This is a genomic window from Phycisphaerae bacterium, assembly GCA_017999985.1.
Taxonomy (GTDB): Bacteria; Planctomycetota; Phycisphaerae; order UBA1845; family Fen-1342; genus JAGNKU01.
Genome location: JAGNKU010000003.1, coordinates 228,237 through 246,787 on the forward strand (window position 1 = coordinate 228,237; position 18,551 = coordinate 246,787).

18 protein-coding genes are annotated in these 18,551 nt (G+C 67.3%); 14 read left to right on the forward strand and 4 right to left on the reverse strand.

Annotated features, from left to right (window positions below):
- Positions 1-8 precede the first annotated feature (8 nt).
- Complete coding sequence (locus tag KA383_06100) at positions 9-623, reverse strand: hypothetical protein (protein ID MBP7745687.1); 615 nt, start codon at positions 621-623, stop codon at positions 9-11.
- 127 nt (positions 624-750) lie between these two features.
- Here KA383_06100 and KA383_06105 point away from each other — a divergent pair, with 127 nt between their 5' ends.
- From KA383_06105 to KA383_06145, 9 genes are all read left to right on the forward strand, one after another.
- The gene (locus KA383_06105; protein MBP7745688.1) at positions 751-1,161 is read left to right on the forward strand and encodes a zf-TFIIB domain-containing protein; all 411 of its coding nucleotides are present in this window, start codon (positions 751-753) and stop codon (positions 1,159-1,161) included.
- Positions 1,162-1,163: 2 nt separating this feature from the next.
- The gene (locus KA383_06110; protein ID MBP7745689.1) at positions 1,164-1,730 is read left to right on the forward strand and encodes a LemA family protein; all 567 of its coding nucleotides are present in this window, start codon (positions 1,164-1,166) and stop codon (positions 1,728-1,730) included.
- Between the two features lie 9 nt (positions 1,731-1,739).
- Entirely contained in the window at positions 1,740-3,134 is a 1,395-nt protein-coding gene (locus KA383_06115) for a M48 family metallopeptidase (GenBank protein ID MBP7745690.1), read from the forward strand.
- Between the two features lie 139 nt (positions 3,135-3,273).
- On the forward strand, positions 3,274-4,419 hold the full coding sequence (locus KA383_06120) for an acyl-CoA dehydrogenase family protein (GenBank protein ID MBP7745691.1): 1,146 nt from the start codon (positions 3,274-3,276) through the stop codon (positions 4,417-4,419).
- Positions 4,420-4,473: 54 nt separating this feature from the next.
- Positions 4,474-5,637, forward strand: coding sequence for an acyl-CoA dehydrogenase (locus KA383_06125; protein ID MBP7745692.1), 1,164 nt, complete (start codon positions 4,474-4,476; stop codon positions 5,635-5,637).
- Between the two features lie 3 nt (positions 5,638-5,640).
- Positions 5,641-6,819 carry an acetyl-CoA C-acyltransferase gene (locus KA383_06130; GenBank protein MBP7745693.1) on the forward strand — a complete coding sequence of 393 codons (1,179 nt, stop codon included), beginning with the start codon at positions 5,641-5,643 and terminating at the stop codon, positions 6,817-6,819.
- A 180-nt stretch (positions 6,820-6,999) separates the two neighbouring features.
- Positions 7,000-7,863: a 3-hydroxybutyryl-CoA dehydrogenase gene (locus KA383_06135; GenBank protein MBP7745694.1), complete on the forward strand. Its 864-nt coding sequence runs from the start codon at positions 7,000-7,002 to the stop codon at positions 7,861-7,863.
- Positions 7,853-8,614, forward strand: a complete 762-nt coding sequence (locus KA383_06140) for an enoyl-CoA hydratase/isomerase family protein (GenBank protein MBP7745695.1) — start codon at positions 7,853-7,855, stop codon at positions 8,612-8,614. Before KA383_06135 ends, KA383_06140 begins: the two co-directional genes overlap by 11 nt.
- Before the next feature lie 49 nt (positions 8,615-8,663).
- Positions 8,664-10,649: a tetratricopeptide repeat protein gene (locus KA383_06145; protein ID MBP7745696.1), complete on the forward strand. Its 1,986-nt coding sequence runs from the start codon at positions 8,664-8,666 to the stop codon at positions 10,647-10,649.
- 22 nt (positions 10,650-10,671) lie between these two features.
- Here the strand turns inward: KA383_06145 and KA383_06150 are convergent, their stop codons facing one another.
- The gene (locus KA383_06150) at positions 10,672-11,733 is read right to left on the reverse strand and encodes a bifunctional transcriptional activator/DNA repair protein Ada (GenBank protein ID MBP7745697.1); all 1,062 of its coding nucleotides are present in this window, start codon (positions 11,731-11,733) and stop codon (positions 10,672-10,674) included.
- A 263-nt stretch (positions 11,734-11,996) separates the two neighbouring features.
- On the opposite strand from KA383_06150, the gene KA383_06155 reads away from it, so the two are divergent.
- Together KA383_06155 and KA383_06160 are read left to right on the forward strand one after the other, a co-directional pair.
- Positions 11,997-12,734 carry a DUF695 domain-containing protein gene (locus KA383_06155; protein ID MBP7745698.1) on the forward strand — a complete coding sequence of 246 codons (738 nt, stop codon included), beginning with the start codon at positions 11,997-11,999 and terminating at the stop codon, positions 12,732-12,734.
- Positions 12,735-13,126: 392 nt separating this feature from the next.
- The gene (locus KA383_06160) at positions 13,127-13,606 is read left to right on the forward strand and encodes a DUF4405 domain-containing protein (GenBank protein MBP7745699.1); all 480 of its coding nucleotides are present in this window, start codon (positions 13,127-13,129) and stop codon (positions 13,604-13,606) included.
- On the opposite strand, the gene KA383_06165 is transcribed toward KA383_06160, so the two are convergent.
- Positions 13,572-14,756: a site-2 protease family protein gene (locus tag KA383_06165; GenBank protein ID MBP7745700.1), complete on the reverse strand. Its 1,185-nt coding sequence runs from the start codon at positions 14,754-14,756 to the stop codon at positions 13,572-13,574. The genes KA383_06160 and KA383_06165 overlap by 35 nt on opposite strands.
- Before the next feature lie 158 nt (positions 14,757-14,914).
- A complete protein-coding gene (nhaR, locus tag KA383_06170; GenBank protein MBP7745701.1) occupies positions 14,915-15,814 on the reverse strand; it encodes a transcriptional activator NhaR in 900 nt (299 codons plus the stop codon).
- A gap of 131 nt (positions 15,815-15,945) precedes the next feature.
- On the opposite strand from nhaR, the gene KA383_06175 reads away from it, so the two are divergent.
- Genes KA383_06175 through tadA form a run of 3 tightly spaced genes read left to right on the forward strand, consistent with a single transcriptional unit; the run spans position 15,946 to position 18,515 of the window.
- Positions 15,946-16,290 (forward strand): hypothetical protein, encoded by a 345-nt coding sequence (locus KA383_06175; GenBank protein ID MBP7745702.1) that lies wholly within the window; start codon positions 15,946-15,948, stop codon positions 16,288-16,290.
- A 31-nt stretch (positions 16,291-16,321) separates the two neighbouring features.
- Positions 16,322-17,191, forward strand: coding sequence for a M48 family metalloprotease (locus KA383_06180; GenBank protein MBP7745703.1), 870 nt, complete (start codon positions 16,322-16,324; stop codon positions 17,189-17,191).
- Between the two features lie 52 nt (positions 17,192-17,243).
- Complete coding sequence (tadA, locus tag KA383_06185; protein ID MBP7745704.1) at positions 17,244-18,515, forward strand: Flp pilus assembly complex ATPase component TadA; 1,272 nt, start codon at positions 17,244-17,246, stop codon at positions 18,513-18,515.
- Positions 18,516-18,551 lie beyond the last annotated feature (36 nt).

The window sequence follows — 18,551 nt, forward strand, 5'->3', positions numbered from 1 at the left end:
GCCCAATCCTAAAACGCCACGCCGCCGGCCCGCAACAGCCACAGCGCCGCCCCGGTCGACAGCGGCACCGTCAGGTTGTCGTTCATTTCGAGGCGCCCCACTCGCAGCGATGGCACAGCCTCGGCCAGCGTGCCGACCAGCGCGACGAACAGACCCCACGCCCCGATGCCCGGGGTACGCAGCCACACGATGGCCAACGCCGTCACGAAGAACGCGCCGCTGCCGGCGAAGCTCTTGCCCAGGAAGCGCCGCCGGCCGAAGTGCAGGCCGATGAGCGAGGCGGCGGAGTCGGAGATGGCCTGGATCAGCAGGGCGGTGATGGCGTCGGTTTTCGGAAACAGGGCGACGGCGAGAAGCGCCCCGACGAGCACGTAGGTGGCGCCGGTCACGCGATGCCACTCGCTTGCCCGCACCATGAACCCCACATATTGGCGGAAGAACTTTCGAAACGGGGGGCTCAGGTAGCGCGCGGCCTCGACGAGAATCGCGAACGTCACGCAGCCGACCAGCAGGCGGAGCATGAACGGGCGCTGGACGAACATGTAGAACACGGGCAGGGCGGCGGCGAGCACGTGGAGCACCTTGCGGCTGATCTCCGCGCGCTGCCCGGGTACATACCGCATCCGAGACTCCCGAGGGTGTAGAAATAACGCCGGAGCATATAACGGCAAAATCGCGCTCGCCAGAAGACGTTATGCGTATACCGGAGTATCCTGCTGGCGTCGTATGTCGGATGGCGGAGTTTTTCTGATGTGTCCGCAATGTCGCCAACCGCTGATCGTCCTGGAATTGCGGGGCGTGGAAGTGGACTACTGTCTCGAGTGCCACGGCACCTGGCTCGACGCCGGCGAGTTGGAGCTGCTGGTCGAGTTGGCGGGCGGGAGAGTGGGAGCGCTCCCGGACGCGATCCGAGAAGCCGGCGCGGGGCGCGCAGGCGGGCGTCGTTGCCCGCGCTGCCGGCGAAAAATGCGCTGCGTCGTTTTCCCGGGGTCGCCGGCGGTGGAGATCGATCATTGTCCCGGCGGGCATGGTATCTGGCTGGACGCGGGTGAATTGGCGGCGATTGTCAGGACGCACGCCGGTCAGGATGACCTGGGCGTGGCGGAATTTCTTGGCGAGTTGTTTCATGACCGGTTGGCTGGACCAACGGAGGCGAGTTGATCATGGGAACGACGACGATCGGGCTGTTGATCGCGCTGGGTGTGCTGCTGGTGGTGCTGTTCTGGCTGATCGGCATCTACAACGGGCTCGTGCGGCTGCGCAACGAGGTCAAGAATGCGTGGTCGCAAATTGACGTGCAGCTCAAGCGGCGGCACGACCTGATTCCCAATCTCGTGGAGACGGTGAAGGGTTACGCCGGTCACGAAAAGGGCACGCTCGAAGCGGTGGTGGCCGCGCGGTCGCGCGCGGTCGGGGCGCAGGGGATATCGAACCAGGTGGTCGCGGAAGGGGAGCTGTCGCAGGCGCTGGGCCGCCTGATGATGCTGGTCGAAAGCTATCCGGACCTGAAGGCGAACCAGAATTTCCTGGCGCTGCAGGAGGAGCTGAGTTCCACGGAGAACCGGATCGGCTTCGCGCGGCAGCACTACAACGACTCGGTGATGACCTACAACACGCGCATCCAGTCGTTCCCGCCCAACGTGGTCGCGGGCATGTTTAACTTCACCGAGTCGCCGTTCTTCGAGCTGGAGCAGCCGGCGGAGCGGGCGGTGCCGCAGGTGAAGTTCTAGTCGCGCGCCATGTGGGAGGCGATTGCCAGCAACGCACGGCGTTCGTGGGTGCTGGTCACCCTGATGGGTGTCCTGCTCATCGCGCTGGGCGGCACGATCGGTCTGGCTATCGAGCCACAGGTCGGCGGGTACTTCGGCATCAGTGCGGCCGTGCTGGTGTGGCTGGTGTTGTGGGCCACAGCGGCGGGGGCCGGCGACAGCATCCTGCTCAGCACAGCCAAGGCGCGCGAAATCCAGAAAGAGGATGCACCGCAGCTCTGGAACGTCGTGGAGGAAATGACAATCGCGTCGGGCCTGGGGCGCATGCCGCGCGTCTTCATCATCGACGACGCCGCGCTCAATGCGTTCGCCGTGGGGTACCGGCCCCAGAAGGCGGCGGTGGCGGTCACGGCCGGGTTGCTGAAGCGGCTGAACCGGGACGAACTGCAGGGGGTGATTGCGCACGAGCTGGGCCACATCCGCAACCAGGACGTGCGCTTCATGACGCTGGCGTCGGTAATGGTCGGGGCGATCGTGCTTATCTCGCACGGCTTCTTGCGGGGGATTCTCTACGGCGGCGGGCGGCGGTCGTCGTCGCGCGGCAGCGGCGGCGGCCAGGCGCAGCTCATCTTTCTCGCGGTCGCGCTGGTGCTGGCGATTCTGGCGCCGCTGGCGGCACAGGTACTGTATTTCGCGTGCTCACGCCGGCGGGAGTTTCTGGCGGATGCCTCGGCGGCCCGCTTCACGCGGTATCCCGAGGGGCTCGCCGCGGCGCTGGAGAAGATCGCCGGCCAGGCTGCTCCGCAGACCGAGATCAGCCGGGTCGTCGCGCCCCTGTGCATCGTCAATCCCCTGCAGGGCCGGGCTCTGGTCAGCCTGTTCGCGACGCATCCGTCCACGGAGGAGCGCATCCAGGTGCTGCGGCGGATGGGGGGAGCGAGCTTCGCGGCGTACCAGGCGGCGTTTCAGAAGGTGCACGGCGGCCGCGCGCGGTGCATCGACGCGCGGACGCTGGCGGAAGATGCCGACGTCGCGGTGCGCGCCGCTAGTGCGGAACCCGCCGGGCACGAGGCCGCAGTCGTGCGAGCCCGCGAGGTCGGCGAATTGCTGGACCGTGTGGCCAGTTTCGTTGTCATTCCCTGTGCCTGTGGCGTACGTTTGAAGCTGCCGCCGGGCTTCCCGCGCGACACCTTGAAATGCCCGCGTTGTGGAACGCAACACGCCGTGCCGAGGCCCGCCGCGGCGCCGCCCGAGCCCCGGCAACCGGCCCGGCCGCTGCGCTATCGGCGCCGCACGGGCGGCTGGGAGTCGTTCCAGTGCACCTGCGGCCAAACGGTCCAGCTTAGCCCGACCTTCGGGGCACCGGACGTTGCCTGTCCGAAGTGCCGGCAGCGGATCGAGGTGGTGCCGGCGGGGCCGGCGTAGTTCGTGCCCCCGGCCTGCAAAGATCGCGCGCGGCCGCGCTTTCACTGGACCCGCTGGTCCGCTAGAATGCGGGCAGTCCCGGCACGTGCTCTGCGTGCCCAAGTCCGAATCGCCAAACACAACTGCACGGGTCGTCGCTATGGATTTTAAGCTATCCGAGGAGATTTCCGCCCTCCGCGAGGTGGTACGCAAGTTCGCCGCCGAACGGTTGCGGCCGAACTCACGCGCTTGGGATCGCGACCAGACGCTGCCGGACGAATTGATCTTCGAGCTAGGTGAGCTGGGCCTGCTCGGCATCCTGACGCCGGAGGAATACGGCGGTGCGGGCCTACCCTACCTGGCGAACGCGGTGGTGATGGAGGAGATCGCGCGGCAGGATGGCGGCGTGGCGCTGCTGCTGGCGGCGCACAATGGCCTGTGCCTGTCGCATCTGAACATGGCGGCGAGTCCGGGACAGATGCAGAAATACTTGCCCAAGCTCGTCACGGGCGAGTGGATCGGGGCGTGGGGACTGACCGAGCCGTGCAGCGGTTCGGACGCCGCCGCGCTGGAAACGCGCGCCGAGCGGGACGGCGAGGGCTGGCGGCTGACCGGGCACAAGATGTTCATCACGAACGGCGCGCGGGCACAGGTCTTCGTCATCATGGCCCGCACGGACCCGAGCAAGGGTGCAAAGGGTATCTCGGCATTCATCGTCGAGCGTGGTCGGCCGGGGTTCACCGTCGGTCCCAAGGAGGACAAGCTGGGGATTCGCGCGAGCGACACGGTGCCGCTCGACCTGGACGGCGTGTATTGCGGCCCCGAGGACCTCGTCGGCGAGATAAACATGGGCTACATCGACGCCCTGCGCGTGCTGGAGCGCGGCCGCGTGGGCATCGGGGCGTTGTCGCTGGGCCTGGCGCGCGGGTCGCTCGAAGAGTCGATCGCCTACGCCAACGCGCGGATCGCCTTTGGCAAGCCGATCGCGGCGCAGCAGGCGATCCAGTTCATGTTGGCGGACATGGCGACGGAGCTGGAGGCGGCCCGGCTGCTGGTGTGGGACGCGGCGCAAACGCTGGACCGCGGCGAGGACGCGCGCCAGAAAGCGTCGATCGCCAAGCTGTTCGCAAGCGAGATGGCGACGCGGGCCGGTTTGAAGGCGATCCAGATCCACGGCGGGTACGGCTACACGAAGGACATGCCGGTGGAGCGCTACATGCGCGACGCGAAGCTGTGCGAGATCGGCGAGGGCAGCAGCGAGATCCAGCGCATCGTGATTGCCCGGCAGTTGTTGGAGCAGAAGTAATTGCCCAAGCCGGCCCGGCGCTTGCGCGGGGCGGCCAGCACGAGGGTTGCAGACGTGGACTTCCGATTCGACGACGATCAGCGGCAGCTACGCGACGCACTGCGCGACTTCTGCGACAACGAGATCGCTCCCAAGGCCGCCAAACGCGACGAGGAGGGGCGGTTCGAGGAGGGGCTCATCGAGCAGCTTGGCCGGATGGGACTGTTCGGGATGTACGTGCCCGCGGAGTACGGCGGTACGGGCCTGGACTGCGTCTCGTACGCGATGGCGGTCGAGGAGTTGTCGCGGGCTTGCGGCGCCACGGGCATCCTGGTGTCGGCGCACCACTCGCTGTGCGTGGATCCCATTTTGAATTTCGGCACCGAGGCGCAGAAGCAGAAGTACCTGCCGAAACTCTCCACCGGCGAGTGGATCGGCTGTTTCTCGCTTACCGAGCCCGGCAGCGGCAGTGACGCCGGTGCGGCCCGCTGCATGGCGACCGAGACGGCGGACGGGTGGGTGATCAACGGCACCAAGAACTTCGTCACGAACGGCGGCGAGGCCAGTGTCGTCGTGCTCTTCGCGGTGACGGATGCGGACAACCCGAAGCATCGGATGTCCGCGTTCATCGTGGACAAGCGCACGCCGGGCTGCACGGTGGGGAAGCTGGAGAAGAAGCTGGGGATCAAGGCGAGCAGCACGGCCGAGTTGATCTTCGAGGACTGCCATTTACCCAAGGACGCGCTGCTGGGCGAGCGCGGCAAGGGGTTCAACATTGCCCTGGCGACGCTTGACGGCGGGCGCATCGGCGTGGCGGCGCAAGCGGTGGGCATTTCGCAGGCCGCGCTCGATTGCAGCGTGCAGTACGCCAACACGCGCGTGCAGTTCAACCAGCCGATCGGCAAGTTCCAGGCCATCCAGTGGAAGTTGGCGGATATGGCGACGGGGATTGCGGCGGCGCGGCTGCTCATGTATCGGGCGGCGGCGCTGAAGCAGGCGAAGGAGCCGTACTCGGCCGAGGCCGCGATGGCCAAGCTGTTCGCCAGCGAGATGTCGAGCCGCGTGACCGGCATGGCGATCCAGGTCTACGGCGGCTATGGCTATTGTGCGGACTATCCGGCGGAGCGCTTGTTGCGCGACGCCCGCATCACCGAGCTCTACGAGGGCACCAGCGAAGTGCAGCGGCTGGTGATTGCCCGCAAGCTGATTCAGGAACCCGCCTGGGTAACGAGAGGGTGACTCATGGCAGACAAGCACGCATACCTGATGGCCGGCAAACGCAGTCCCGTTGGCAAATACCTTGGCATGCTCTCCAAGCTCAGCGCCGTGGAGATCGGTGCACAGGTGGGCAAGGCCGTATTGGCGGAGGCGCGTGCGGAGCTCGCGGCGTTCAACGAGGTCTTCGTCGGGCAGGTGCTGCAGGCGGGGTGCGGGCAGAACCCCGCACGACAGGTCGCGCTGGGCGCGGGGCTGCCGGACACGATCTCATGCTGCACGGTCAACAAGGTGTGCGGCAGCGGGCTGCAGGCCGTGATGTTCGCCGACCAGGTGATTCGCGCCGGCGATGCCGATCTGATCCTTGCCGGCGGGATCGAGTCGATGAGCCAGGCGCCGTACTTGGTGCGGACGCTGCGGGCCGGGAGCAAGTTCGGCCACACGGAGCTGGTCGACGAGATGCTCTACGACGGCCTGACGAACGTCTACACCAACGAGCTGATGGGTGAGCTGGCCGAGTACACGGCGGACAAGGCGGGCATCACGCGGCAGCAGCAGGACGAGTGGGCGGTGCGCAGTCAGCAGCGCGCGGCGCAAGCGACGCAGGAAGGCAGGTTCAAAGCGGAGATCGTGCCGATCACCGTGCCGAAGACGAAAGAGCCGTTCGCGGCGGACGAGACCTTCCGCGCGGACACGACGCTGGCGTCGCTCGCGGGGCTGAAGCCGGCGTTCAAGAAGGACGGTACGGTCACGGCCGGCAACGCGTCGCAGCTTTCCGACGGCGCGGCGCTGGTCGTCGTCGCGAGCGAGAAGGGGCTGGGCAAGTGCGGGGCCAAGCCGCTGGCCCGGGTCGTGGCGACGGCGACCGCGGGCGGCCCGCCGCGCGAGCTGTTCTTCACGCCGCCGAAGGCCGCGCAGATGGTCTGCCAAAAGGCCGGCTGGAACGTGCGCGACGTCGAGATGTGGGAGCTGAACGAGGCGTTCGCGTCGCAGACGCTGGCCGGGCTGAAGGCCCTGGAGATCGATACCGAGCGGGTGAACGTGAACGGCGGGGCGATTGCCCTGGGACACCCGATCGGCGCGAGCGGGGCCCGCGTGCTGGTCACGCTGCTGCACGTGATGAAGGAGCGGGGGGCCAAGCGGGGCGTGACCGCGGTGTGCCTGGGCGGCGGGAATGCGGTGGCGATGGCCGTCGAGACCGTGTAACGAAAGAACACCACAGAGACACAGAGGACACTAAGGAAGTCAGAAGTGTTAGGTCAGAAGTCGGGCCGGACTGCCGAGCGTCGTTCCCGGGCGGCACGTTTGGACGCTCCTTCACACATCCCGCTGTGTGCTTCCGTGAGCTCTGTGCCTCTATGGTGATCAGTTCAGCGGAGGCGCGTGATGAACATTCGGACGAATATCAAGACCGTGGGCGTCATCGGGACCGGCACGATGGGCGCGGGCATCGCCCAGACGTTTGCCCAGGCCGGGCGGACGGTGCTCATGCACGATAGCATCCCAGGCGCGGTGGAGCGCGCGTTGGGCACGATCAAGAAGTCGCTTGACAAGCTGGTTGAGAAGCAGAAGCTCGCGGCCGACGTCGCACAGGCGGCCCGCGCCGGGCTGAGGCCGGCCGCCTTGTCGGACATGGCCGGCGTCGATCTGATCGTCGAGGCCGTGTTCGAGGACGTCGGGGTCAAGCGCGACCTGTACACCGAGCTGGCCAAGAGCGTGGCCCCGGAGGTGATCTTCGCCAGCAACACGAGCAGCATCTCGATCAGCCAGCTCGGCGCGGTCAGCGGGCGGCCGGAGCAGTTCATCGGCATGCACTTTTTCAACCCGGTGCCCATGATGAAGCTCGTGGAGGTCGTCGTCGGGCTGCGCACCGCGGAGCCGGTGGTGGCCGCAATCAGCGCGCTGGCCAAGGAGCTCGGCAAGACGCCGTTGCGGGTCAAGGACCATCCGGGCTTTGTCAGCAACCGCGTGCTGATGCCGCTGATCAACGAGGCGATCGCGTGTTTCGCGGACGGGGTGGCGGATGCGGCGACGATCGACGAGGTGATGAAGCTGGGCTGCGCCCACACGATGGGGCCGCTGGCGACGGCGGACCTGATCGGGCTGGACGTGTGCCTGAACATCATGGAGGTGCTGCACCGGGACCTGGGCGAGGACCGCTACCGGCCGACGCCCCTGCTGCGCACAATGGTGCGGGCGGGCGTGCTGGGGCGCAAGTCAGGAAAAGGATTCTTCGACTATGGCCAATGAGAAATCACAGACCGAAGTCCAGCTTACCAAAGAGGGCGCGGTCGCGACGATTCGGTTCGTGCCGGCGGCGGGCGTGAACATCTTCTCGTCGCGCGTGATCGGCACGCTGGGGACGGTGGTGGAGAAGGTATCGGCCGATCCGCACGTGCGCTTCGTGGTGTTCCGCGGCGACGGGCGCGTGTTCCTGGCCGGCGCGGACATCAGCGAGATGCTGACCTTCACCGAGGACCAGGGGCGGGCATTCGCGAAGAACGGCCACAACGTATTCAACGCGATCGAGGCGTTGCCGCAGATCACGATCGCGGCGCTCAACGGGCACGCGATGGGTGGCGGCTGCGAGCTGGCGATGGCCTGCGACTTCCGCGTGATGGTGAAGGAAGGCAAGATTGGCCAGCCGGAGACGCGCCTGGGCCTGATCCCGGGCTGGGGCGGCACGCAGCGCATCACGCGTTACGTCGGGCTGGGCTGGGCCCGGCGGCTGCTGTTCTCCGGCGAAGCCATCTCCGCGGACGAAGCGCTGCGGATCGGGCTCGTGGACGAGGTGGTGCCGTCGGCCGAGGAGCTGGACGCGGCGCTGGCGCGCTGGTTCAAGCTGCTCGCGCCGGGTTCGCCGGCCGCGATCACGCGCGTGAAGCGGGCACTGCTGCAGCGCGACGAGATCCAGGAATTCGGCAAGTGCTTCTGCTGCTCGGACGCGAAGGAAGGCATGACGGCGTTCCACGAGAAGCGCAAGCCAGGCTGGGCGACATAGGAGTGTTCAGACTGCCGTGCGCGGCTCCGGACGTGTACGCTAGGCGCGCATGAAACGCAAGGACCGCAAGCAGGCGAAAGCCGGCGAGTCGCGACCCGCGGCACAAGGTGTCCCATGGCCGGCCCGGGTGTCGCTGCTGGCGCTCGGTGCGGGTTTCGCGCTCGTGCTCCTCGTCGTCATCTTCTACCTGCCGGCTACACGATGCGGCTACATCTGGGACGATGACACCTATGTCCGTGACAACCCGGTGCTGCGCTCGGTGAGCGGGCTGGGGAAGATCTGGTTCGACCTGACCGCGTCGCCGCAGTACTACCCGCTGGTGTATTCCAGCTATTGGCTGGAGTTCCGGCTGTGGGGGGCCGCGCCGCGCGGGTATCACGTTGTCAATATCCTGCTGCACGCCGGCGTCGCGGTCCTGCTGTGGCGCGTGCTGCGGTACGTCCGGGTGCCCGGGGCGTGGGCGGCGGCGGCGCTGTTCGCGCTGCACCCGGTGCATGTCGAGTCCGTCACGTGGATCACGGAGCGGAAGAACGTGCTGTCCGGCGTGCTGTATCTTGGCGCGGCGCTGGCGTACCTGCATTACGCGCTGCCGGGCGAAGGTCGCGTGGCGCGTGGGCGCGGCAGGTGGCTGTACGCGCTGGCGCTGGTCTTGTTCATCGGTGCGCTACTGAGCAAGACGGTGACGTGCACGCTACCGGCAGTGCTTGTCCTGGTGCTGTGGTGGCGTCGCGGCCGTCTGCGGTGGCGCGATTGGCTGGCGCTGGCACCGTTCTTCGTGCTCGGGATCGCGGCGGGGCTGCTGACGCGCTGGGTCGAGAAGTACTACACCGGGGCGGCCGGCGCGGAGTGGACGTTCAGCTTCGTGGAGCGCTGCCTGATCGCGGGCCGGGCGTTATGGTTTTACGCCGGGAAGCTGCTCTGGCCGCACCCGCTGATCTTCATCTATCCGCGCTGGGCGATCGACGCCGGTGCGTGGGTGCAGTACGTGTTTCCGATTGCCGCGGTGGCGGTGCTGGTCGCGCTGTGGCTGCTGCGGGGACGTTTCGGGCGCGGGCCGCTGGTGGGGGCGCTGTGCTTCGCGGGGACGCTCTTCCCGGCGTTGGGTTTCTTCGACGTCTACTTCATGCGGTATTCGTTCGTCGCCGATCATTGGCAGTACCTGGCCAGCGCAGCGCTGCTGGCGGTGTGGGCTGGAGCGGGCGCGACGCTGGCGGCGCGCTATGGCGTGCGCGGCCGCACGCTTGCCGGCGGCGTGCTGGCGGTCTTGCTGGCGCTGCTGGGCGGGCTGACGTGGGTGCAGAGCTGGGTGTACACCGACTTGCAGGGGCTGTGGCGCGACACGTTGCGCAAGAACCCGGACGCATGGATGGCCCACAACAACCTCGGCTCCGTGCTGCAGCGCAGCGGCCGGCTGGACGAGGCACGGGCGGCGTACACGCGGGCGCTGGAACTCAACCCGCACTTTGCGCAGGCGCACGCGAACCTGGGTGCGCTCGCGCGCCTGACAGGGCAGCTTGACGAGGCACGCCAGCACTACGAGGAGGCCCTGCGGATCGATCCGCAGTACCCGACGGCGCATTACAACCTCGGTAATCTCTACAAGGACCAGGGCCGCTACGCCGAAGCCCAGGAGGCCTATCGGCGGGCGCTGGTGGCCGCGCCGGCGGACGCGCAGGCGCACGTCAATCTCGGCTGGGTGCTGATGACGCTCAACGATAACGATGCGGCCGCGGAGCACTTTCGGGCGGCGCTGCGCATCCAGCCGCAGCTCGCGCCGGCCCATCTGAATTTGGGCATCATCCAGGAGAACCGCGGCGACGCGGCGGCGGCGCTGGCCAGTTACACGGCCGCGGTGCGCAGTGATCCCAACATGGCGCAGGCGCACTACCGGCGGGGCGTCGCGCTGCTGCGACAGAACCAGCTTGAGGCGGCGGGAGCGGCTTTGCGCACAGCCCTGCGCCTGCAGCCTAATTACCTCGAAGCGCAGGCGGCGTTGAAGTCGGTGGAGCTGCAACAAGGGCAGCGGCCGCAGTGAGGTGCGGCGCTGCGCGTGGCGGTCAGCGGGCCGTCAAAACGGGCGTGGTCGGCGGGCGGGCAGCAGTCATGACGCGGCGCTCGAGATCGAGCAGGAATCGCTTGCGCCACAGGCCGCCGCCGTAGCCGCCGAGCTGGCCGCTCTTGTTCACCACCCGGTGGCAGGGGATGACGATGCCGATGCGATTGCGGCCGTTGGCGAGACCGACGGCGCGCTGGGCACCGGGCCGACCGACGCGGCGGGCGAGCTCCTCGTAGGAGATCGTCTCGCCGTAGGGGATCTTCAGGAGTTGTGACCAGACGGCGCGCTGGAACGGCGTGCCGGGATAATCGAGCGGCACTGAGAACGCGCGGCGCCGGCCGGCAAAGTACTCGGCCAGTTCGCTGCGCAGTTGCTCGACGAGCGCGTTGCGCCCGGGCACCACCGCGCAGCCGAAGCGTTCGCGGAGGGCTTTGAGCTGGGTCTGAAACGCGCGGCGATCGGTGAATTCGAGCAGGCAGAGCGCGGCGGGCGTGGCGCAGATGAGCAGGGGGCCGAGCGGGCTTTCGGCGAGGTCGGTCACGATGCAGTTCGCAGCGCGGCTGCGGCCCGGGGTTTTGCCAAAGACACGCTCGAAGGCGTCGCGGAAGCCGCTGTTGGACTCGTAGCCATGGTCGAACGCGACGCCGGTGAGATCAACGCCGTCGCGAATCTGGTGCAGCGCGACGCCGAGCCGGGCGGCGCGCTGGTAGGCTTGGAAGGTCATGCCGTAGTGCTCCTGGAAGTAGCGGCGGGCGCGGGCCGGGTTGATCGCACGCGTCCGCAGGTCGGTGTCGCGCAGCGGTGACTCAGGTGATTGCTCTATATGGGTGAGCAGGCCGCGGACCCACGCGGGCGGGCGTCCGTCGGTGTCGAGCGGCCGGCAGCGGCGGCAGGCGCGGTAGCCGGCGCGGAGGGCGTCGGCCGGTGTCGCGTAGTATTCGACGTTGGCGGGTAAGGGTTTCCGCGCGGGGCACGATGGCCGGCAGAAGATGCCGGTGGTGCGTACCGCGAGGAAGAAGACGCCGTCGTAGGAGGCGTCGCTGTGCAGGTACGCGCGCTGCATTTCACGGCGCGTGGGCAACGTGGTCGTGGTCATGTCCACATGCTAACTGGATGCGTGGGTGGTCTCTACCGATTTTTGAGCGCCGAAGTCGAGTTCGGGCATTGGAAGTGGTCACGCCGACGCACTGTCCGCAGTGAGAGGAAGGTGGAAGGGAGCAGGTCGGTTGAGATTCGACGCGACTCGTTGTACAAGTGGCGGCACGCACAATCACGCGCCCGGGCGCGCCATCGCGGCGCTCGAGATGGTGAGAGGAGCCAAGCAACATGTCATCCAACTGGATGCCGTATCTGTCGCACGTTGGCAACCAGCCCGCCACGATCGTCGTGGATCTCGGCGTGGAGGAGGCAGACATCAGCCGCTTGCCCTATCTGGTTCGCGTGCGTGTCGCCGTTCGAGAATGGGGCGACACAGGTCTTCCTTCCCGCGAAGACAGCGATGAAGTGAACGCACTCGACGATAGTCTCAATGCCGCCTTGACCTCGGACGAACGCTACGTGGGCCGAGTCACGACGCACGACGCATACTTCCTGCACATCTACACGTGCCGACCGGAGCAATGTGAGGCCATTGTGCGTGAAGTCGCAGGCGGTTTCAAAGGCCGATCCGTCGAAACACGTGTCGTAAACGACGAAGGCTGGAGCGTGTACTTCAAGCAGCTTTATCCGGGCCGCGTTGAACTGCAGGCGTTCCAGGACGACGCGGTCCTGCGTACACTTCAGGAGCACGGTGACAGCCTCTCCAAGCTGCGGCCAGTAGATCACTGGTTCTATCTCCCAAACACAGCCGCGCGCGCGAAGCTCGCCGAGCGTCTGTGCAAGTCGGGCTTCAGCGTGCTGAGTCAGCCGGATTCGGACTCGCCGAGCACGCCGTTCGGGCTGCACGTTGTGCGCGAGGAATCCGTGCAGCCCGAGCGGATCAAGCCAGTCACAGCCTGGCTGTTGCAGCTCGCCGAGGAGCACGGCGGAGAGTACGACGGCTGGGAGACGTCGATCGAGAAATGAGTTCGGATCATCCTGCAGACTGCCCAAGCTGGAGCTTGCCACCGTGCGCGGCGGGATCGTTACTGCAAGGAGATTGAGATTGCGCACGCCTCGCCCGGTGACCAGGCGCACTTCGTTGTCCAGGGTGATCACGGTTTCCCGGTCCCAGGGTCGGGTACGTAAGCCATGACCCTGCTCGTGGTGTCCGGGGAGTGCCGTGGCGGTGTTGGTGCCGGAGAGCTTCGTGCGGCGCGTGGCCGGTCGCGACCCGGACTGAGTGCGGCAGCCGGTGCGGGCTATTTACAGGCCGCCGCTGTAATAGGCCGCCGTCGGCGGCGTTCTGCCCTAGGCGGGCACAGTGATCTCCGAGCGCGCTCGGTCGATCGTGCATGCGCAGGAGGCTCGGCACCATCATGCGACGTCAGGTACTGAACTTCGTGATCGACGCCGCCGCACTGCTCGTGATGCTGGCGATGGTCGCGACCGGTTTTCTGCTGAAGTGGATACTCCCGCCGGGCAGTCGTGGCGGCCAGGGCCTGCAACTCTGGGGCCTGACGCGCCACGACTGGGGCGACGTTCACTTCTGGCTGGCCATCGCGCTGCTGGTGCTGGCCCTGGTGCACGTGGCCCTGCACTGGGCCTGGGTCTGTGCGCTCGTGGCCCGCTGGCTGGGTCGGCTGACCCCGGGCAGTCCACCGATCACCGACGCCAAGTTGTGGCTGTTCGGGATCGGGTTCCTGCTGGCGTGCGCCCTGCTCGTCGCTGGGTTCCTGTGGGCGGCCCGCGCACAGACCGAAGCCGGTACGGGCAACGAAGAGCGTGGCCGCGGAGGTTACCGCGGCGGGCGTGGCGCGGCGGTCATGGTCGTGCCGCAGCGGCAGGACCGGCGTTGAGCCGTTGTAGCAGTTGCCCGTCGGACGCGATCTCGCCCACCTCGTCACGCGCGCCTTGCCGCACGAAGGTCAGCACGAGCTGAGCCTCCGCCAGGTCATCCGCGCTGACGAGTCCCGCGAAGTGTGAGCCGTGATACACGGCCGCCACCCGACTCTGCGCCTCGCGCATCTGCTCCATTACCGCGTGCAGCGGCATGCTGGCTGGCACACGCGGCACATCCCGCAACATCAGCCGGTCGACCGTCGCGTGCACCGGGAGGGTGCGCAACGCTTCGAGCACTTTCTCGCGGAGCACGACACCTACCAGCTCACGTCCGCGCAGCACCGCGAAGTCCGGCTGGTAGCTCGTCAGCAGGTAGTCCACGACGCGGCCGAGGTTGTCATGCTCCGTCAGCGTGAGCGCGTGCTTGTTGTACGCGTCGCCCACGCGCCAGGTCGAGAGCACGGAGCGGGCCTGCTCCTCAGCATAGGTTGAGCCGGCGGCCAGGAAGATGAACGCCGCGATGATCCCGAGCATGACCTGCCCGCCGAAGATCGCCAGCAGGAACATGCCGATCGCAATGACCTGGCCCGTGACCGCGGCGATCCGGGTGGCGCGGCCCCAGTCGGTCACCAGTCCGAGCAGACCGCGCAGAATCCGCCCGCCGTCCATCGGAAAGGCCGGGATCAGGTTGAACAGCACCAGGAAGATGTTGGCGTTCAGCAGCCAGATCAGCGCGGTCGCCAGCGACGGGCCGGCCCCGAATGCCTTCAGCAGGTGTTCGGGGGACAGCTCCCGCCAGGCGACGTGCAGACCCAGTGCCAGCGTCAGGACCGCCGCCAGCACGACGTTCGCCGCCGGTCCGGCCGCGGCGATCAGCAGCTCGTGCCGTGGCTTGGAGGGGTTGCGCGCGAGCGCCGCCACGCCGCCGATCGGCAGCAGCACGATCTCGCGCACCGGGATGCCGAAGCGCTGCGCGACCAGGCCATGGCCGAACTCGTGCAGCGTGACACAGGCAAACAGCGCCAGCATGAGCAAGGCGCCAAACGCCATGCCGGGCAGGCCCCAATGGCTCCACTGCATGGCGCCGAGCACCACGATCAGCAGGAACGTGGCGTGAATCTTCACGTCGATCCCCGCCAGCCGCGCGATAGTCCAACTCCACTTCATGTCGTCAGGTCCTCTGTCCGGTTTCCAACTGCTTCCGGCGGACAATGCCCGCCATGCACCTGGAGTATGCGCGCGCGGCGACATTAACACAAATAGAATCCGCGGCATATCTATATAGGTTTTGTTTATATGGCGCGGGGTGCCCGTTCCGGGCGGGGCTAGCGGAACAACTCGCGTTTGGCGGCGCCGGAAATGGCCATCACCGCGGGATGCCGGACCCGGCGCTCGACCGAGATCGCGTAGAAGCGCTCGCGGACCTGGTTTACCACTCCGACCTGCTCGACACCGTACTGCTGCTCGATTTCGCTGGCGATGGCCGCCGGGGCGAAAAACAGGCCGCGGCCCGCCTGCCCGAAGGCCTTCAGTAGCGCACTGTCGTCGAACTGTCCCACGACCCGCGGCATGAGGTCCTGGGCGAAGAACCACTGGTTGAGGGCCCGGCGCGTCGTGCAAACCTCGGATGGCAGGAGCAGCGGTGCGTCCCGCAGTGAGCGGGGGAATTCCTTGCGGTACTTGCGGGCCAGCGCGGCCACGCCGAACACGATCAGGCCGCACTCCCCCAGCAGGTGACTGAACGCCCGGATGTTCGCGTTGGGCCCGAGGGGCGCATCGGTGAGGACGACATCCAGATCGTGGACCGCGAGGGCCGCCAGCAGTTGCTCGGACTTGCCCTCCCGGCAGAGCAGCTCGACCGGTTCCGGCAGCTCCAGCGCCGGCTCGAGCAAGCGATACGCGATCAACTTCGGTACCACGTCGGCCACGCCCACGACGAAGCGCAGGGCGCGCCCCGCCGGTCGCCCGCGGACCGTCTCCGCCAGCTCACGCCCGAGCGTGAAGATCTCATCGGCGTAGCGCAGCACGACGTGGCCCAGTTCCGTCAGCTCGAGGCGTCGGCCCCGGCGCGTGAAGAGCGGCTGGCCGAAGGAGCGCTCCAGGGCCTTGATTTGCGCGGAGATGGTCGGCTGCGAGACGTAGAGCTTGGTGCTAGCCGCCAGGATGCTGCCCTCGCGGGCCACGGTCCAGAAGTACAGCAAGTGGTGGAAGTTGGGCCATTCCATGCCGCACAGTGTATATCGACCGAATCTATAAGCAAGCGTCTCTCTTTCTATTTGTCTATGAATCGCGGCGCGGCAATACTCGAAGTGCGATGCCCGGGGAGGCGACCCCGGGCCGTTCAAGGAGCTGACCGATGCGACTGCACCTGAAGAGCTTCGGGACGAAGCTGACCCCGGTGGAGACTAACGCCATCGAGCGGCGTGTCCACTTTGCGCTCGGGCGCTTCGGCCACCGCATTCGTCGGACCGAGATTCTGCTGGTTGACACGAATGGGCCGCGCGGCGGTCGGGATCAGCATTGCACGATTCACGTGGTGCTGGGCGGGCTGCCGCCGGTGGTCGCGGAGGTCGTGGATGTCGAGCCGCTCGCCGCCGTCAGCCGCGGGCTGGAGCGCGCCGCGCGCCGCATCCGTGACGCGGCCAATCGGCAGCGCGAGCTTGGGCGCCGCGGCGGCGGCGACCACACGGACGCCGCGTGACTGGAACCGCAAACAAACGAGGGAGTGCGACATGAGCACGCTTAATCAGATGAAGACCGCTGTACTGCTCGCTGCATTGATTGGCCTGTGCATGCTGGTGGGACACGTTTTGGGTGGCCCGCAGGGGCTCCTGCTGGGGCTGGTCTTCGGCGGCCTCGGGAACCTCGTCGCGTACTGGTTCTCTGACCGCATCGCGCTGACCGCCATGCAGGCCCAGCCGGTCAGCCGCGCCGAAGCGCCGTGGCTGGTCGATGCCGTCGAGCGTTTGGCGCTGCGGGCCGGAATCCCGACCCCGCGTGTGTACGTGTGCCCGCAACCGGCCCCGAACGCGTTTGCGACCGGTCGCAACCCGCAGAACTCGGCCGTGGCGATCACGGCCGGCATGCTGCGGGGTTTCCCGCAACGGGAAATCGAGGCGGTGCTGGCGCATGAGATCGCCCACATCCGGAATCGCGACGTGCTGATCACGACGGTCGCGGCGGTGTTGGGCGGGCTGATTAGCTATGCGGGCTATTCGCTGATGTTCCTCGGCGGCGGCCGCGAGCACCAGAGCCCGCTGGGTGCGGTGGGTGCGCTGGCGGCCGTACTACTGGCCCCGGTCGCTGCTTTGTTGATCCAGCTCGCGATCTCGCGGCAGCGGGAGTATGCGGCGGATGCCCTGGGCGCCGAACTCTGTGGCGATCCGCGCAAGCTGGCCGACGCGCTCCAGCGGCTAAGCACCGCCAACCAGCGCGTGCCCACCGACGTGAACCCGGCGTTCAACAGTCTCTTCATTGTCCAGCCGCTGTCGGCGCGCGGCATGGCGTCGTTGTTCAGCACGCACCCCGCACCGGAAAAGCGGATCGCCGCCCTGCTGAAGCAGGCCGAGGAAATGGGTTTCCACGGCCGCCGTGCCGCTTGATGAGGTGCGGCGATCGGCCTCGTGACCGTAATGACCAGATGAAATGGAGCGAATGACGACCATGACCCAGCTTCAGAACCTACCGAACATCGCGGACCGGTCCGGCCGGTCCGCTCCCGAGTTGGCCGAGCCGCTCGCTGGCGTGTTGAAGGATGCGGTTGCGCAGGACGCGACCGACGTTCACGTCGATACGTGGGGCGAGTACGCCGCCGTCAGATACCGTGTCGATGGCGTGATCCGTCAGCCCATGACGCTGGATTCTGAGCAGGCCCGGCGGCTGCTGAACCAGTTGAAGATCGCCGCCAGCCTGGATTTTGAGGCGACTCGGCGTCCCCAGGAAGGGCAGTTCCGCTGGAGTGACGGGCAGCGCGTGCGGGACATCCGCGTGACGCTGATCCCGGAGGCGCCGCGGAACGAGTCGGCCCACCTGCGCGTGCTGACCCGGCCCGAGGACTGGCGGCACATGGAACACTTGGGCTTGCGTCCTGCGCAACTGGAGGCCGTGCGCAAGGTGATGCGCTGGCCGCACGGTCTCATTCTCATCGCCGGTCCGACCGGCTCCGGCAAGACAACGACGCTCTACGCCCTGACGGATCTGGAGGATCTGCGCGGCCAGGTCGCGGCCTCCATTGAGGATCCGATCGAGTTTGATCTGCCCCTGGTGCGACAGCTCGAAGTCGACGAGAAACGTGGCATCACCATGAAAGAAGGACTGCGCACCCTGCTGCGCATGGATGCGGATGTGCTCATGATCGGCGAGATCCGAGACGCCGAGTCAGCCATCGTCGCGGCGCGCGCGGCACTCGCGGGACGTCTCGTGCTCGCCACGATCCATGCCCGGGACGCGGCTGCGGCGGTGGCGGCCATGCGCTACCTCGGTGTGCCGGCCTACGTGCTGGCGTCGTCGCTGCGGATGGTGCTCGCGCAGAATCTGGTGCGCAAGGTGTGTGTGCACTGTGCGGAAACGCGCGCCCCCGGCGCGGCGGAACGGCGCCGGTACGAGCAGGCGGGCTTGCCTGTTCCCCAGACAGTCCGCGTTGAGCAGGGCTGTGTGCAGTGCGGTCAGTCGGGCTTCCGTGGTCGTACGGGCGTCTTCCAGGTCGGCGTCTTCGATCAGTCCCACAGCGAATGGCTGGCTGGGGACCCACCCGAGCACGTGATTCGCGAGCGCCTCAGTAGTGAAGGAATGGAACCGTTGGCGTCCGAAGTCTTGCGGCGCGTGGCCGACGGCACGACCTCGCTACGGGAAGCACTGCGCGTGGCCGGCTTCGACGACGCGGAGCTCGAAAACGAACCGACGTCGGAGCGTTCAGGGCCGAGTTAGTGTGAACGGTGGCGAACACCAGGGACGACTGCACGT

Coding starts and splice junctions, on each gene's coding strand:
- KA383_06115 (MBP7745690.1), top strand. CDS start 1,740: ATGTGGGAGGCGATTGCCAGCAACGCACGGCGTTCGTGGGTGCTGGTC.
- KA383_06165 (MBP7745700.1), bottom strand. CDS start 14,756: ATGAAGTGGAGTTGGACTATCGCGCGGCTGGCGGGGATCGACGTGAAG.
- KA383_06175 (MBP7745702.1), top strand. CDS start 15,946: ATGCGACTGCACCTGAAGAGCTTCGGGACGAAGCTGACCCCGGTGGAG.
- KA383_06100 (MBP7745687.1), bottom strand. CDS start 623: ATGCGGTATGTACCCGGGCAGCGCGCGGAGATCAGCCGCAAGGTGCTC.
- KA383_06140 (MBP7745695.1), top strand. CDS start 7,853: ATGGCCAATGAGAAATCACAGACCGAAGTCCAGCTTACCAAAGAGGGC.
- nhaR (MBP7745701.1), bottom strand. CDS start 15,814: ATGGAATGGCCCAACTTCCACCACTTGCTGTACTTCTGGACCGTGGCC.
- KA383_06150 (MBP7745697.1), bottom strand. CDS start 11,733: ATGCAGCGCGCGTACCTGCACAGCGACGCCTCCTACGACGGCGTCTTC.
- KA383_06145 (MBP7745696.1), top strand. CDS start 8,664: ATGAAACGCAAGGACCGCAAGCAGGCGAAAGCCGGCGAGTCGCGACCC.
- KA383_06155 (MBP7745698.1), top strand. CDS start 11,997: ATGTCATCCAACTGGATGCCGTATCTGTCGCACGTTGGCAACCAGCCC.
- KA383_06105 (MBP7745688.1), top strand. CDS start 751: ATGTGTCCGCAATGTCGCCAACCGCTGATCGTCCTGGAATTGCGGGGC.
- tadA (MBP7745704.1), top strand. CDS start 17,244: ATGACGACCATGACCCAGCTTCAGAACCTACCGAACATCGCGGACCGG.
- KA383_06130 (MBP7745693.1), top strand. CDS start 5,641: ATGGCAGACAAGCACGCATACCTGATGGCCGGCAAACGCAGTCCCGTT.
- KA383_06120 (MBP7745691.1), top strand. CDS start 3,274: ATGGATTTTAAGCTATCCGAGGAGATTTCCGCCCTCCGCGAGGTGGTA.
- KA383_06180 (MBP7745703.1), top strand. CDS start 16,322: ATGAGCACGCTTAATCAGATGAAGACCGCTGTACTGCTCGCTGCATTG.
- KA383_06135 (MBP7745694.1), top strand. CDS start 7,000: ATGAACATTCGGACGAATATCAAGACCGTGGGCGTCATCGGGACCGGC.
- KA383_06110 (MBP7745689.1), top strand. CDS start 1,164: ATGGGAACGACGACGATCGGGCTGTTGATCGCGCTGGGTGTGCTGCTG.
- KA383_06160 (MBP7745699.1), top strand. CDS start 13,127: ATGCGACGTCAGGTACTGAACTTCGTGATCGACGCCGCCGCACTGCTC.